The following is a 14,560-nucleotide window of genomic DNA, read 5'->3' on the forward strand; positions in this document are numbered from 1 at the left end:
CGTAATGCTCCTGTCCATAAGCCTGCTACGAATTCGAACCGGGCCGTAATTTTCCTGGACCATCGCAAGGCCGCGCGTAACGCGCGGCATGCGGCCAATGTGCCCTTTGTGACTGCCATGCCACGGGCGCGGCACGATCGGGCTTATCTTATCGCCAAACGCATCTTCGACATCGCCGTTTCATTGACGGCGCTGGTGCTGCTGGCGCCGGCTTTTCTGCTGATCGCCATCGCGATCAAGCGGTCCAGCCCGGGGCCGGTGTTTTTCTGTCAGGATCGCTATGGTCTGAATGGCGAACTGTTCTGCGTCTACAAGTTTCGTACCATGCGACCCGATGATGGCGACCAGTCCGGCGTGCAGCAGACCGTGAAGGATGACCCGCGGGTTACACGGATCGGCAAGCTCCTGCGCAAGACCAGCTTTGACGAGCTGCCGCAGCTTCTGAACATTCTCAAGGGCGAGATGTCCGTGGTCGGGCCGCGCCCGCATGTGCCGGGCATGTTGGCCGCGGGCAAACTGTATGAGGATTTCGACAGCCGCTACATGGGGCGTCACGTGGTGAAGCCCGGGCTGACCGGCCTTGCCCAGGTCAACGGGTTCCGGGGTGAGACCATGACAGCCCAGGCGGCGCGGGGACGGTTGGACCATGATCTGGACTATATCCGCCGTCAGTCGTTGCCGTTGGATATTGCAATCACGGCCCGCACCTTCTGGACCGAGTTTGTCAGCGGGTCGGGGTACTGAGTTTCAAGGGGCAGAGCAGCCGGTCACGCAGATCGGCGGGTCGGCGCCTTGGTGGTGTCAGACCGTGCTCTGCACGAGGAGGGTGATGAGGCCAATGCTGACAGCGGCCGAAGCCCAGAAAATAAGTCTGCGCAGGCGGGTCGCGCTGCGATCCGGAAGCGGTTGTTCTGCAACAGGAGAGGCCGCGTTCGGCGACGCGTTTGTATTGTCGAACATGGCCCTGCGGTCGTGATGCATCGATCGTCTCTTTCGTGCGGTCATCCCAGTCAGCGCGCCCTGTGCCTGCCTCGTAACTTTGCCTGAGGAAGTTAAGCCTTCCTTAATATGGGTCAAGAAAGGACTACCACGTCATGCTGCTGACGTCACGGAAACTCGAGGCCATGTCGGCCATGTCGGCCATGACGCGCAGGATGTTGCTCAAGGTCCATGGTGAACCGTACCCTGCCGTATGGCGCGCGCGCGGGCATCGCCCCGGGTTGTTCCGTGTTGTCGGCCTGCGGGGAGGCCCTGCCTGCGCCCGGCTTGACTGTTGCCTTCCGGCCCTGTCACCGGGCGCGACGCCCGGTAAGGGGAGGTGCATGTGGTAAAGGTCTGTGTGGTCGGGCTGCGGGGTATTCCCGACGTGCCGGGGGGTATCGAAACCCATTGTGAAAACCTCTTCCTGCGCATGGCCGAACACCGGCCAGAGGTCGAGATCGTGATCTTCGGGCGCGCGCCCTATATCGGCCAGGCGGCCTATCGCACGTCGGCGGGGTTGCAGGTCGTTCCGACTTTTGCCGCGCGCAACAAGTACCTCGAGACGATCAGCAACACCTTCGTGTCGCTCTGGCGGGCGCGGTTCGGGCAGCGGCCCGACTATGTGCACTTGCATGCGATCGGTCCGGGGCTGTTGGCGCCGATGGCGCGCCTACTGGGCTTGCGGGTTGTGCTGACCCACCACGGCGACGACTTCCGCCGCGCCAAGTGGAACCGTATTGCCCGTGGTGCGCTGCGCCTGGGCGAGCGTCTGGGGGTGGCCAGTGCTGACCGGGTGATCGCGGTTTCCCCCTCGCTGGCCGAACGGCTGAAGGCCGATTATCCAAAACGGGCCGATCGGATCCGCTATGTGCCCAATGGGGCGGATCATATTGTCGAACGCAGCCGCACGGCGAACGGCGCCGAGCTGTTGGAGCGGTTCGGGTTGACGGACAAGGGCTACATTGTCTCGGTCGGGAGGCTGGTGCCGGAAAAGGGTTTTGCTGATCTGATCCGTGCGCACAAAGCGTCGGGTATTGACACTCCGCTGGTCATTGTCGGCGGACAGAGCCATTCGCCCCATGATCAGGAACTGGAAGATCTGGCCCATGAGGGGGTGATCCTGACCGGCTCGCTGCCGATGGCGGAGGTGGCGCAGCTGCTGGCACATGCCAAGCTCTTCGTCCTGGCCTCCCATCACGAAGGCCTGCCGATCGCGGCACTTGAGGCCGGGGCCATGGGCGCGCCGCTGTTGCTCAGCGATATCGTGCCCAATCTGGACGTGGGGCTGGAGGCCAACCACTACTACCGCGTGGGCAATGTCGAGGAACTGGCCGGGCGGCTGGCAGGCGATGCGCTGTCCCTGCCTCCCAGTGATCTGTTGAGCGAGTTCAACTGGTCCAGCATTGCCCAACGCACGGCGGACATTTATCAACATAAGAATGACTGAGGCGCAGCCATACCGGGTCGCAGACCCCACGCGGCGCCGGGTGCTGGCGGGGCTCCTGGCCAGCACGGTCGTGCCGGGTGTGCTGCGCGCCCAGGGGGGAGAGCCCCCTAGACCGCCCAGCCTGCATATCCTGCCCACCGGGCAGGGGCGGCGCAACGGGGCCAACTGGGCCAACGCAGCGCCCTTCGACACGGCGGACAAGCTGGTACGCCGGGCGGTGCCCGGCCAGCATGTGCTGTTCGGCTTTCCCGAGGATAAGGAACCGTTCGCCTGGCAGGAGACCCGTATGCGCTGGAAAGGCGGTGGGACGGCCGACGCGCCGGTGCACCTGTCCTTTGGTGCGCCGGATGGGGATGGGGCGGTCCGTCCGGGCCCGGGCATTGACGACCCGCCCTGCTTGAGGATGGCGGGTGTGGACCTGGAAACCGACGAAGGGCGCCCAAACCCCAAGGGCCCCGCTTTTGCCGTTCTGCGCGCAGGCACCGCCCATCTGCGGGTGACCGGCCCGGTGGTGCATCGTGCGGGCGAAAATGGCGTGTTCAAGGTCGCGAAGGAGGCGCAGCTGTTCGACCTCGGTTTTCGCCATCTTCACGCCCGCCGTGCGGGCCGGGTGATTGACACGGCAAAGGACAGTCACATCGACGGTTTCGAGCTGTCCGATTGCAGCGCTCGCGGATTGATCCGCGGATTTGCCCGGTTCCGTAGCCTGGACAATGCGGTGTTTCGCGACCTCGACCTGGATGCGGATTTCCTGGATGGCGGTGGGGGGGCGGTGTGTCAGATCCTCGCCGTGACACGCGGGCGCAACCTGCGCTTTGAACGCATCCGTGTTGCCAATGCGGTGAACGCACTGGGGGCGGAGGAACGCGGTTCGGACTATATCCAGGGTGACGGGATCGTGCTGGAGGAAGACACCTATAATGCCCGGATCGAAGACTGTCACGCGAGTGACATGGGTGATGGCGGGTTCGATCTGAAGACAGTCGGCGTCCAGCTGATTGGCTGCAGCGCCACCCGCTGCAAGCTGGGTATTCGCATCTGGAGCCACCACCCCGACAATCTGATCAAGGCCTGCCATGTCCGTGAGCCGATCTCGCGTCCGGGCAACGAGGGTGCCTGCATCTGGCTTGCCGGGCAGGTCATCCTGCGCGATTGCGTGCTTGAGACCACGGGCAACATGCCCCCGTTCCGCTTCGGCAAGGGCCAAGCGCCCGAGCGCCTGGCTGAACTGCGCATGGAAGGGGGGCGGATCGTCAAAGATCCCGAGACCGACCTGGTCAAGGGCGCGCCGGGGTATCTGGAACTGGTCGACGTCCTGCTGGGGGACACTCCGGTCAGCGGGCGGTTTTTCTGGACCGGCGAAGAGCTGCAAGCGCTCTGACTCAAGTATCGTCGCGGGCGTCAGTCCTGCCCAATCGCACGCCAGCTTTCCGGGTCGTAATTAAACATGCGGAAATCCTCGGCATAGAAGTCATGGATCATGCGGGCCGTGCGGTCGGTCAGCCGGGTGACGCGTTTGGCCGAGACATTCTTGCGGGGCACCTGGTCAGGCGGCTCGATCCCCGTGACCTCTGCCAGGCGAACCCGCAGCGGTTCGAACCCATCTTCGATGCGAAAGACTTCGGTGTCTGGCAGGCGAAACTCGTGCTGCGGGCGGATGTGGTTGGAATAGACAAACGGGTCCTTGCGATAGCTGCGAAAGGCGCGGCGCAACCAGCTGGCAAAGCGGGGTTTGGGCAGCAGCTGATAGCGCAGCATGGGGCGTGTGATGCGGTAATTGTACTCGCTCAAAATGCGGGCATAGGGGTTTCGGGTGATGGCAAAGGAATAGTCGAAATGGTCTGGCCCGAACTGCTCGGCGATCATGGCGCCGTGGAAATGCTGCGGCACGCAGGGCATCTCGGGCGAGCGGAATTTCTGATAGAGCCCCATTTCACCCTGGCTGGACAGCCAGGCCTCGGTCGACGTGCCCCCCGCCTTGGGGATGTGAAAATAAAGGATGCGCCGGGATCCGAATTGGAATGAAGGCATTTGGGTCGATCCTTGCTTCTTCGTGTGTCGGTCAGACGCGGCTCAGCTCCGCCCCCGCTTGCGGTGCAGAGCCTTCAGGATACGATCCCGCAGAATGTCACCTTCGGCTCCGAACAGGCGTGGATGGGAAAAGAACAACCAAGCGTAGCTTGCTGTAAAGCCAGCGACGAGGAGGAGGAGGCTTGCCGTGCCTGGCAGGCCAATAGCTGCCAGTCCAGCACGGCTTGCGATCAGGACGATGGCCGCCAGCAGGGCCAGGCCGGTATAGCTGAGCAGTCGGCGTAGGCTGGACAGGCTGCTGACCCCGACCACTTTCCAAGATAGCAGAAGCGCAAAGAGGTGGCAGAACATGACCGCGATGCTGACGCCGATGGCCACACCCCAAATGCCGACCTTCTGGCCGAGCAGAGCCCCCGCCAGAACCATACCGGCATAGCTCCACTGCCACAGCACCATGTAATAAACCTTGCCGGTCGCCCGCAGCATCGCGCCGACCAGTTTGTAGGCGGTGCGGAAGAACAATACGCCGACCAGGATCTGGAAGGGCAACACCGCCGGCCCCCATTGCGGCCCCATCAGCAGATGTATGATCTCGGGGGCGCAGACCAGCAGCAGTACGGTCAGAGGCACCTGGGTCATTGCTACCAGCGATAGTGCATTGTTCAAGGCGCGCTCCACCCGCTTGCGGTCATCCTGAACCTGCGACAGAGCAGGAAACAAAACCTGATCCCCGGCGCGTCCGACCAGCTGCGCGGGCTGGTTCAGCAGAAGATAGGCACGCGAATAAAAGCCCAGGGCCTCGGCTCCCAACCAGCGCCCGACAATGAAGTAATCCCCGTTCTGCGACAGGTAGCCACCGATCTGGGTCAGGGTTACGCCGAGGCCGAAGCGGAACAGCCCGCGAAACACGGGCCATTGAAAGCCGACTGTCAGATCACGTCGGGTCAGGATCAGAAAGCTCGCGCTCTGGATGGTCAACTGGCTGAGTTGACCGGCGACCAGGGCCCAGGCGCCGAAACCAAGGCTGGCCATTGTCACCGCGACCAGCGCATAGCCGAACAGGTAGCTCGACAGCTGGATGATCGCCAACTCGCGAAACCGCATGGCGCGCTGCATCAGCGCTTCGCCGACAAGCCCCGCCCCTTTGATGATGAACAGAAGCGAAAAGACCTGAACGAATGGCACGAGTTCGGGCATGCGGTAGAGCCGGGCGATTGGCTGAGCGATGGCATAGACAATCGCGGCGACGATGAAACCCGAGGCCAGGGTTGCCACCAAACCGGTGGCGATGTGTTCACGCCGCAGCTCTTGCATCTGGATCAATGCGGGCGCGACGCCGATGCGGCCGGTGACCTCGGCCAGAGCCACCACGGTCAAGGCAGCGCTGACAAAGCCGAACTCGCCAGGCAGCAGCAAGCGCGCCAGAATGGTCAGCACCAAGATCTTGAAAACCGCCTCGGCACCGTTGCCGCCGGACATCCACAGAAAATTGCGCAGGGTGCGGCTGGTCAGGGAGCCACCCTTTTCGTCGCCAGATACGCTGCCAAGGGGCAGTTCGCTGTCCGGCGGGCCGGGCGTTGGCGTATCCTGCCCACCCGTCATCAATCGTCACGCCGTTCGGAGATCGGCCCATGGGCGCGACCCCGAAGCGCCGCGAAAGGGCTCAAATGGGTCATGGTCTCGCCAATTCGGCTAAGGCTGTGATGCCAATGAATCCTTGCCTAAAGGCCGGTCAGGTGTCAACCTTGCCGTGTTTAGGAAGTGCTTTCAGCCGCTCGGGGGGGTCGGCGTCACATTCCCGAGCGGGACAATCATCGTTTTCTGGGAGGGATGGTGGTGTCTCGAATTGGACAAAGCCACGCTGTGCATTTCTATATTCCGGCCTTCTCGGGTGGGGGCGCGGAGCGTATCTTCATTCGCCTGGCCAACCATCTGGCCGAAACCGGGCAGGAGGTACACCTGGTCGTCAATCATACGGGTGGCCCGCTGCGTGACCTCGTGTCCGGCAGCGTGCAGTTGCATGTGCTGGGAAAGACCCGGGCGATCCGTGCTTTGCCCCGGTTGGTGGCGCATCTGCGTGCGCATGAACCGGCCGCCTTGATTTCGGCTCTGACACGTAACAATCTGACCGCCCTGATTGCCGCCAGGCTCGCCGGGTGTGGGACGCCGGTGGTGGTCTGCGAACGCAACCAGTTCTCGACCTTGTCGGCGGGCTACAACCCTTTGCGTCGGGTGCTTGTCACCAAGCTTGTTCGGCTGCTGTACCCATCCGCTCGGGCGGTGATTGGCAATACGGGTGAGGTGACGCGTGATATTTCGTCCGTGGCGGGGTTGAGCGCTGCGCGCACCGGCGTGATCCACAATCCCGCGCCGGACCTGGAACAGATTGAAGAGGCCCGCGCCAATCCGGCCGACCACCCTTGGTTTCACGAGGATCGCCCCGTCGCCATCGCCATGGGGCGCCTGGTCGCGCAGAAAGACTATTCGACCATGTTGCGCGCCATGGCTGGGGCGCGGCCGGACCTGCGGCTTATGATCCTGGGAGATGGCCCGGAGCGCGCGGCGTTGGAGGCCGAGGCTGAGAGCTTGGGAATTGACGACCGCGTCGATTTCATGGGCTTCTGCATGAACCGTCTTGCCTATCTGGTTCAGGCCGATCTTTTCCTGATCAGCTCCATCACCGAAGGCTTTCCCAACGCGTTGATCGAGGCGGTGTCGGCCGGGGTGCCCGCGATCTCGACCGATTGCGCCGGCAACGGGGCGCGGGAGATCCTGGCACAAGATTTCCCAGATCGCATCGTTCCGGTTGGAGAAGCCGGTGCAATGGCTGCCGTTATCGACAAGGTGCTGTCGCCCAAGGAACTGGGTTCTGCCGAGGCGGAACGCGCGCGCCTGGCTGCCATTGCCGAGCGCTATCAGATCGGCCGGATCGCGCAGGCGTTCCTGTCCAGGGCTGTGGCCGCATGAGGCGTCTGCTGCGATATGTCGAATACCTGGTCGCCTGGGGCGGCCTGTTCTTCATGTCGCGCACCTTTACCACCTACCTGACCCCGGAAGGATCGGAATCGGCCCCCATGGTGCAGTTGATCGGCGCGCTTCTGGGCGTCTACGCAGTGCTGGCGCTGCTGCTGCACCGTCAGGCGGTGGCCCGCATCCTGGGGCTCTACTGGCCGGTGCTGGTACCGGTGGGGCTGGCCGTTTTGTCTCTGGGCTGGTCCGAGGATCCGAACCTGAGCTTGCGTCGGGCGGGCAGCCTTGTGCTGACCACTGCCTTTGCCTTCTGGCTGGTGCTGCGTTTCACGCCGCAGCGGTTCTTTGCGATGCTGCTGACCGTCTGCATCGGCCTTGTGGTGATGAATTTTGTCGTGATCCAGACCGATCCGCTGATCGGCATTCATCAGGTCGAAGACCTGAATGATGCAGGCCACGCGGGCAGCTGGCGCGGGCTGTTCGGACACAAGAACGATTTCGGCCGCCTGATGGCGCTGTGCGTGTCGGTCCTGTTTGCGGGTGTCGTGCTGCGGGCGGGAGGGCGCCTGGGTCAGGCCGTGCTTTTGTCGGTGACCGTGCTGGGCCTGTTCATGATCCTCAAGTCCAACTCCTCGCAGGCCCAGTTGATGGCGGCGGTTATCCTGCCCACTACCGCCGTGCTGTTTGCGATGCGCAGGATGTCTGCGGCCGGCCGTGCGGTGCTGATGCTGCTGGGCCTGCCCTTTGCGGTGATCAGTGCCCTGTCCGTGCAGATCATCTTTGTGTCCGTGCTGGGCATTCTGGGCAAGGATGCCACGCTGACCGGTCGCACCACGATCTGGGAGGGCGTGCTGGTTTCGATGCAGGACATGATGGTCTTTGGCGGCGGATATGGCGCTGGGTGGGCCGTGGTTGGCCCCGGGCTTTTGGCCCTGACCGGTTCAGATGTCGGCCATGCTCATAATGGGTATCTGGATCTGGCGGTGGACATCGGGTTCTTCGGGCTGGGTATGGTCCTGGTGCTGTTTGGCTGGCTGGCGGTCATGGCGTTCCGTAATCTGATGAATGGCGTGCGGGTCGAGATCTCGGTCCTGGGGCTGGTGATTGTCCTGTTTGCCTTTGTCGGCAACTGGGCCGGGTCCTTTTTCCTGCTGCACAACACCCTGTATTGGGTCCTGCCGGTGGTGGGCTTTGCCATGCTGCGAGATGCGCCCTATGGGTCGCCAGCACCGCGGCCGACCTCCGACCCGTTCGGAGTGCTCAAGCTCGGCCGTCGCCGCGCTTTGACCACGGGGGTGACATGAACACGGTGCGGCGCAGGGTGCCCGCCGCTACGGTGCCTGTTCAGGACCAGGGTTTGCTGACATTCCTGATCAACTCGATGGAGGGCGGTGGGGCCGAGCGCGCCATGGCCAACCTTCTACGCCATCTGCGCGGCGCGCTCGAGGGGCGGCCTGTCGAACTTGTCCTTCTGGATGATGTGCCCATCGCGCAGGATCTGCCCAAGAACATTCCCGTGCACCGTCTGGACGGGCGTGGCAACACTCTGCGCAGCTTGCGCATGCTGACCCGGCACTGGCGTGACCTCGATCACCGTCCGGCCACCTGCGTCAGCTACCTGACCCGCGCCAACAGTCTGAATGCCTGGCTGGGGCGCCGGTTCGGCCATCGGGTGATCATCAGCGAGAGGGTTCAGACCACCAGCCACACGGCCGCCTCGCGCCTGGCTTTGCTGAAGCGGCACGTGATCCGGACCACCTATCCCCGGGCGGATCGGGTGATTGCTGTCAGCCACGGCATTGCCGATGACCTGGCGCGAAACTATCGCGTGTCGCGTGACCGCATTTCCGTGATCGGCAATCCGATTGACGCGGCTGACCTGCGGGTCAGGGCGGAGGACGATCCGGCGATCCCCCTGCCTGCGCGGTTCCTGCTGGCGGTTGGGCGCTTGGTGCCGAACAAGGGGTTCGCGCTGCTGCTTGATGCCTATGCACGGTTGAACGACCCACCGCCCCTTGTAATCCTGGGCCAGGGGCCGGAGCGGGACCGTTTGCAGGCCCAGGCCCGGCGGTTGGGCATTGCCGACCGCGTGACCTTGGCGGGCTATGCGGACAATCCCTATCCGATCATGCGCCGGGCCCATGCGCTGATCGCGGCCTCGCGCGCCGAAGGTTTCCCAAACACCCTGATCGAGGCCATGTGCCTGGGCTGTCCCGTTGTGGCCACCGACTGTCCTACCGGCCCTGCCGAAGTGCTGGGCACCGAGGCCCGCAAAGCCCCGCCCTGGGACGACAAGGCACACGGAATCCTGGTGCCGATGGAGGACACCCGCGCCCTGTCGGCAGCCATGCGGGACATCTGTGATGAGGCGCGTCGTAACCACTTTTCCGAGAGGGCCGAGAAAAGAGCAGAAAAATATGGTATAGAAACAGTTACCGACGCTTACCTGGGGATTTTGTTCCCATGACCAGTGACTTGATTTTGACACTTATACCGCAACGATGGACAGATATGATGCGACCCATTTGGCACCTGTTTCAAGCCCGTTCCGCGTTCACGCCCGACCGGGTCCACTGTCGATGGTCGCACGTCATTTTTGCCCTCGTTGCCACGCTGTTGATCATGCTGAGCCCACCTGCCGCCCGCGCGCAGCAGAACTATCCGATCGGGCCAGGCGATGTGCTGTCGGTCACGTTCCTGTCGAATTCTCAATTCAACCGAAAGGTCGTGGTGGGCAATGATGGCACAATCTTTCTGCCCTTCGCCGGCGAGCTGACCGTCGCCGGGCGCACCATCAACCAGCTGCGCAAGGACATTCCGGTGCTGATGACCGGATCGGTGTTCCGCGAGCGGGTAAATGGTGAGGAGCTGCTGGTTTCGATCTCGCCGGAAGAGGTCAGTGTGACCCTGGCCGAATACCGGCCGATCTTTGTCGACGGGGCGGTCAATTCGCCCGGTCAGCAACCCTTTGTTGTCGGAATGAATGTGCGCCAGGCCATTGCCGCGGCGAAGGGGATCAAGAATCAATTCTTTTCTGCCGACGGCCCGGATATTCGCGTGCGTGAACATCCGCAGGTGTTAATGGCAGAACTGGTGGGCGTGATGGCCGAGATGGCCGTCCAACGCGCCCTGCTGGAAGGGGCCGAGGACATTGACCCGACTGAGATCGAAGAGCTGAACGCGCCGCCGATCCTGATCACTTCGGCGATCGAACTGGCCCGCAGCCAGGTCGCCACAACCAACGCGCTGTTGGAAGAGGAACTGGCCTTCCTTGAACGCAGCGTGAAGGAGGCCGAGACCCGCGTCATGGCGGCGCTACGCCATGAGGAAGTCATGTCGGGTATCGTGCTGAGCGAGCGCGAGGAGGTCGACCAGATGGAAAACCTCGTGGCGCGGGGGGTGCGCCCAAGCACGTTGTTGATCCAGGCGCGCAGGCTGTATCTGCAAGCGGCCGAACGGTATTCAGGCGTGCAGGCGGACCGGCTCAGCGCTGAAGACAGCTGGCGTGAACTGGTGCTGAAGCAGAACCAGGCCCTGCGCGAGGGCGCGCTGCAGTATCAGCAGCGTATTCAGGAATTGGCGCAGCAGGCGTCGCAGTTGCGGGTTCAGATCGACCTCAGCACCGCCGGGCTGGCCGAGCTGGACCGCGAGGGCGAGGTTTTGGGCGCGCCGCGCATCACTGTGTTCCGCAAGCTGGGCGATCAGGCGTTGCAGATCGAGGTCACGCCGGGCACGTCGCTGTTGCCGGGCGATGTGGTGCATGTGCGTTTTGCCGAGTGAAGGGGGCTTTGCCGCGCGTCCGGAGGAGGGGCGCGGGGCAGGGGAGCGTGAACCGGGATCCATGGAGGAGGCTCCAATGATCCGAGGACACGTCGAGGGAAGGAGAAGATGATGGGCGAAATGGGTCGAAACACCACCACCGGGGTCGAGATGCGCCCCGCGTCCCTGCCTGGTGACCGCCCGTCCGGGGGCATCATGCCTGCTGCGCCGCCCCTGTTCGATTTTCGGGCGGTGCTGCGCGTGCTGCGACGGCGTTGGCCGGCCGTGGTCCTGTTCACCATCTTCTGCCTGGCCGTGACCGCCCTGCTGGATGCCACGCGGGTGGACAGCTATTCGGCCAAGTCGCGCATTCTGTTGGATGAACAGAGCCTGAACCCGTTTGGCCGCGACGAGGAGATCTTCGAGGATCTCAAGCTGACCAACCCGGTGGTGGAAAGCCAGATGCAGCTGATGCGGTCGCCTTTGCTGCTAAGCCAGGTCGTGCGCGAGCTGGACCTGCATCACAACGAGGAATTCATGGGCGAGGCTACCACGCCCCTACGCACGGCAATCGGCGACTTCCTGGTGCTTCTGGGATGGCCTGCAGCCGATGTGGAGCCGATGGACGAGGACGAGCTGTTCCAGGCCGCGGTCAGCCGGTTGCGCGACAATGTTGCGATCAATCGCAACGCCTTGACCCTGGTGCTGAGTGTTGAGTTTTCGTCAGCCTCGCCCGAGCTGTCGGCGGATGTCGTCAATGGCATCGCCGAGGCCTATATCAACAATCGCCTTGATGTGCGCCAAAGCTCGGCGGACAAGGCTGCGGGCTGGTTTGATGCGCGCCTGGAGGAATTGAGCGTGCGAATCCGCAACACCGAAGCGCGTATGGAGCTGTTGCGCGGGCGGGGGCGCGTCTCGGTCGAGGAAGCGGTGGCAACGACCCGCCAGCACGCCGCGCGGAGCGAGCTGCAACGGACCATGGATCGGCGCAGCTTGGCGCAGGCCGAAGTGCTGCGTCTGACTGCGCTTTTGGAAAGTGAACTGGGCCTGCGCGGCATTCTGGACACCAGCGACCATCCCGCTCTGCATGCGATCATCCAGGAGGCGGAGATCGTGCGATTGGAGCGTGAACAGGCGGCGGGCAGCCTGCCGTTGGACGATCCGATCCTCGTGGAGCTTGACGCCCGCATCGCCGCGCTTGAGGACAATGGCCGGGATCTGTTGCGCGAGGAACTCGCCCAGGCGCAGCTGCGTGTCGAAGAGGCCACCCGCGCCGAAACCGCCGCCCTGGCCGCCTTCGAGGCCAGTCGCAGCGAGGAAGGCCAGCCCGTGCCGGTGTCGATTGATGCCGAACTGCGCACGCTTGAAGGTGAGGCGCGCATCTATCGTCAGCTGCATGAGCGCTATCTCTACAGCTACCTGCGCACGGTGCAGCAGAAAAGCTTCCCCAAGGCGGTGGCAACGATCATCGAGAAGGCGCAGCCGCCGGAGTTTCCCGCGGGTCCCAGCCTGAGGCGACTGGCGGTTCTGGGACTGCTCATCGGCCTTACCGTGGGCACTGGCGGGGCCTTCCTGTTGGAAACCGCAGATGGCCGCGTGCGCAGCGCTGCACAGCTGGCCAATGCCGCCCAGGCGCCGGTGTTGGGCCTGCTGCCCGGCAAGGCCGACCGCGAAAAGGCGCGGCGCGGCAAGGGGTGGCTGGGGCGTAACGGGGCTGCCGACAGCCCTCTAACTGCGCTGCCGGAGAAACCACCAGGATCGCCGCGCATGTCCTTGGCCGACCCGAAACGCCACCTGAAACTGCTGTCCGACGCGCCCGAGATGTGCACCGCCATCCGTGCGCCCTTGTCGCGCTACAGCGAGACCCTGCGCCGTTTGAAGGCCGAAGTGGATGCAGCCACGCCCTATGGTGACGCGCAGCGGGCCAGCGGCAATGTGATTGGCTTCATCTCGGACCAACCCAGCGCCGAACGCAGCATCGCAGCCGCGAATTTCGCACAGATGTTGGCCATTGGCGGCAGTGCCACCCTGTTGGTCGATTTCGACTGGAACGACATGTATCTGTCGCGCGCGCTCTGCCCGACCAGCACGCAGGGGGTGGCGGACCTGGATCTGAGTTCGGCCGACGCGCCGCTGGATCAGGCGCTGTGGTACGAGGACCAGATCGGCCTGCACGTTTTGCCGAACCGCGCACAGGGGGGCGAGGTCGCCCTGTCGCCCGCGGTCTTTGACCCCAGCCGTCTGAAACAGATGGTTGGGGCGCTGTTGCGGGAATTCGATGACGTGGTCCTGGACCTGTCGCCACTGGCCATGTCCTCGGATGCATCCGTCCTGTCCGAGGTCGTCACGCATTTCGCCCTGGTGTCCGACTGGAAACAAACCCGCCAGGGTCCTCTGACACATGAGCTGTCCGTCGCGGGCATCGGCCCACCGAAACTGGTTGGCGCGATGCTGGCGGGCGTCTCGGCATCGGAGGTTGATATCTAGCCCGGGAGGGGCTTGGAAAGGGAGGCGCACCCATGGCGCTGAGCGAGACATTTGCCCTGGTGGTCGGTCCGACGAAGGCTGGCACGACCTGGGTGCAGGCCTATCTGGAAACCTGCGCCCAGGTGGCCTTGCCGCTCGACCGGAAAGAGACGTTCTTCTTCGACAAGGTGTTCGAGAATGGGTTTGACTGGTACTGCTCGCTGTTCCCTGCCGATCCTGATGGACGTATCCGGGTCGAGGTCGCGCCATCGCTGTTTCACAAACCCTATGCCTGTGAACGGGCTCTCGACCTTGTGCCCAAAGCCCGCATTATCTGCATCGTGCGCAATCCGTTCGATCGTGCCGTGTCGCACTACTTCCACTACCGAAAGATGGGTGTCGAACGACAATCTCTCGCCAGCATGGCAAATGAGTATCCCGACGTGATCGAAAGCGGGCTGTTCCACACCAACACCCGCCGCTGGGAAGAGGCCTTTGGCGCCGAGAACGTGCATCTGCTGTCCTTCCGCCAGATGTGTGACGACCCAGCGGGGTTCTGCCGCGAGCTTTGCGCACTGCTGGACGTGCCCTATGTGCCGCCGGACCCGGGGCTGCGCGACAAGACGGTGAACGCGGCCAAGGTGCCGCGCAACCTGATCGCGGCGCGTGTGTTTCACGCAACCACACGCACGATGCGCGCGGTCGGCTTCCGCCGCCTGGTCACCATGCTGAAAGTCGTTCCCTTCAAGAAGCTCGTCTATTCCGGCGGTGCGGATTTCAAACAGGAACGTGCGGAGATTCGTGCGCAGACCGGTGACCTGACCGATCTTCTGGGCCCGGATTGGGAGGCGTTTCAGCGCCGCCCGGATTTTCCGGCCTGGCCACCACAGTCCAAGGTGGGCTGAC

At 63.6% G+C, this 14,560-nt stretch carries 12 protein-coding genes; 9 read left to right on the forward strand and 3 right to left on the reverse strand.

Annotation, left to right across the window (positions count from 1 at the left end):
- Positions 1–117 precede the first annotated feature (117 nt).
- Complete coding sequence (locus ACO07D_RS11310; RefSeq protein ID WP_421703046.1) at positions 118–744, forward strand: sugar transferase; 627 nt, start codon at positions 118–120, stop codon at positions 742–744.
- A 57-nt stretch (positions 745–801) separates the two neighbouring features.
- On the opposite strand, the gene ACO07D_RS11315 is transcribed toward ACO07D_RS11310, so the two are convergent.
- Entirely contained in the window at positions 802–981 is a 180-nt protein-coding gene (locus ACO07D_RS11315; RefSeq protein ID WP_421703047.1) for a hypothetical protein, read from the reverse strand.
- Between the two features lie 343 nt (positions 982–1,324).
- Between ACO07D_RS11315 and ACO07D_RS11320 the strand changes: the two genes are divergently transcribed.
- Positions 1,325–2,428: a glycosyltransferase family 4 protein gene (locus tag ACO07D_RS11320; RefSeq protein ID WP_421703048.1), complete on the forward strand. Its 1,104-nt coding sequence runs from the start codon at positions 1,325–1,327 to the stop codon at positions 2,426–2,428.
- Complete coding sequence (locus ACO07D_RS11325) at positions 2,421–3,809, forward strand: right-handed parallel beta-helix repeat-containing protein (protein WP_421703049.1); 1,389 nt, start codon at positions 2,421–2,423, stop codon at positions 3,807–3,809. Before ACO07D_RS11320 ends, ACO07D_RS11325 begins: the two co-directional genes overlap by 8 nt.
- Before the next feature lie 20 nt (positions 3,810–3,829).
- Here the strand turns inward: ACO07D_RS11325 and ACO07D_RS11330 are convergent, their stop codons facing one another.
- Both ACO07D_RS11330 and ACO07D_RS11335 read right to left on the reverse strand, forming a co-directional pair.
- Entirely contained in the window at positions 3,830–4,459 is a 630-nt protein-coding gene (locus ACO07D_RS11330) for a sulfotransferase family 2 domain-containing protein (protein ID WP_421703050.1), read from the reverse strand.
- Positions 4,460–4,501: 42 nt separating this feature from the next.
- A complete protein-coding gene (locus tag ACO07D_RS11335; RefSeq protein WP_421703051.1) occupies positions 4,502–6,061 on the reverse strand; it encodes a lipopolysaccharide biosynthesis protein in 1,560 nt (519 codons plus the stop codon).
- 234 nt (positions 6,062–6,295) lie between these two features.
- On the opposite strand from ACO07D_RS11335, the gene ACO07D_RS11340 reads away from it, so the two are divergent.
- The 6 genes from ACO07D_RS11340 (at position 6,296) to ACO07D_RS11365 (ending at position 14,559) form a co-directional block, all read left to right on the forward strand.
- Positions 6,296–7,426 carry a glycosyltransferase gene (locus ACO07D_RS11340; RefSeq protein ID WP_421703052.1) on the forward strand — a complete coding sequence of 377 codons (1,131 nt, stop codon included), beginning with the start codon at positions 6,296–6,298 and terminating at the stop codon, positions 7,424–7,426.
- Entirely contained in the window at positions 7,423–8,733 is a 1,311-nt protein-coding gene (locus ACO07D_RS11345; protein WP_421703053.1) for an O-antigen ligase family protein, read from the forward strand. The genes ACO07D_RS11340 and ACO07D_RS11345 overlap by 4 nt, the downstream gene beginning before the upstream one ends.
- Positions 8,730–9,896, forward strand: a complete 1,167-nt coding sequence (locus ACO07D_RS11350; protein WP_421703054.1) for a glycosyltransferase — start codon at positions 8,730–8,732, stop codon at positions 9,894–9,896. The genes ACO07D_RS11345 and ACO07D_RS11350 overlap by 4 nt, the downstream gene beginning before the upstream one ends.
- Positions 9,897–10,051: 155 nt before the next feature.
- Positions 10,052–11,209 (forward strand): polysaccharide biosynthesis/export family protein, encoded by a 1,158-nt coding sequence (locus ACO07D_RS11355; protein ID WP_421703055.1) that lies wholly within the window; start codon positions 10,052–10,054, stop codon positions 11,207–11,209.
- Between the two features lie 111 nt (positions 11,210–11,320).
- Positions 11,321–13,675 (forward strand): exopolysaccharide transport family protein, encoded by a 2,355-nt coding sequence (locus ACO07D_RS11360; protein ID WP_421703056.1) that lies wholly within the window; start codon positions 11,321–11,323, stop codon positions 13,673–13,675.
- Between the two features lie 32 nt (positions 13,676–13,707).
- Positions 13,708–14,559: a sulfotransferase domain-containing protein gene (locus tag ACO07D_RS11365; RefSeq protein WP_421703057.1), complete on the forward strand. Its 852-nt coding sequence runs from the start codon at positions 13,708–13,710 to the stop codon at positions 14,557–14,559.
- Position 14,560 lies beyond the last annotated feature (1 nt).

Origin of the sequence: Aliiroseovarius sp., from assembly GCF_965228805.1 — a bacterium.
In the GTDB taxonomy this organism is placed as follows: domain Bacteria; phylum Pseudomonadota; class Alphaproteobacteria; order Rhodobacterales; family Rhodobacteraceae; genus JASBTN01.